The 847-nt window shown below is 63.5% G+C and carries 1 protein-coding gene; it reads right to left on the bottom strand.

Annotated elements, in window-relative coordinates; genetic code table 11:
* Window positions 1-96: 96 nt before the first annotated feature.
* The coding region (gene istB / locus IEY33_RS19055) for an IS21-like element helper ATPase IstB (protein ID WP_373288151.1) at window positions 97-847 on the bottom strand (751 nt) is incomplete at its 5' end.

Below are 847 nucleotides of genomic sequence, written 5' to 3'. Positions count from 1 at the left end.
TGCGTGCGCTCGCCAGCTTGGCCCCCGCCGCTCAGCTTATCGGGCCACTCGCGCTCATTCTTATCGGGCTCTCTTTCTGCCAGTCACGAGCTGAGATCAGTCTAGAACTTCAGGCTTCACTGCGGTCACTTTTCGGTCCTTCCTTCTCAGGCTTTCTCCTTTGAGCTCGATCCGATAGGCGTGATGCAGGACGCGATCAAGGATCGCGTCCGCCAGGGTCGGATCACCGAGATTCTCGTGCCAGACGGTGGTGGGGAACTGGCTGGTGATGATGGTCGAGCCGCGCTCATACCGGTCATCCAGGATTTCGAGCAGAATTCGGCGGCCCTCCGCCGTTGGGGTGTCGAGCCCCCAGTCGTCAAGGATCAACACCTGAACTTTGGCGAGCTGTGACAGCAACTTCAGATAGCGACCGTCCCCCTTCGCCAGGATCAGTTCCTGCAACAGTCGGCCGGTCTGCGCGTACTGCGCGCTGTAGCCCTTCCGGCAGGCCTGGTGAGCCAGCGCGCAGCCGATGAACGTCTTTCCGACCCCGGTGGGGCCGGTGATGATCACCCCGCGCTTCTCCCGGATCCACAGACCCTCTCCGAGGGTCCGCAGCAGCTTGCTGTCCAGGCCGCGCGGGTGCTTGGTATCGACGTCCTCCAGGGTGGCCTGGACCTTGAGACGGGCGGCAAGCAGGCGGCGCTGGGTGGTGCGGCCGTCACGATGGGCAAGTTCCCGGTCCACGAGGAGCGTCAGGCGCTCCTCGAAGCTCAGTTCACGTGCCTGGGGCTGCTCCTGCTGCTCCTGGATGGCCTGGGCCATCCCGTCGAGCTTCAGAGCACGAAGTTGGTGGGTAATCGGA

The organism is Deinococcus aquiradiocola (genome assembly GCF_014646915.1).
Taxonomy (GTDB): domain Bacteria; phylum Deinococcota; class Deinococci; order Deinococcales; family Deinococcaceae; genus Deinococcus; species Deinococcus aquiradiocola.
Note: the sequence above shows the minus strand (reverse complement) of the source record. Positions and strands in the feature narration are given on the sequence as shown.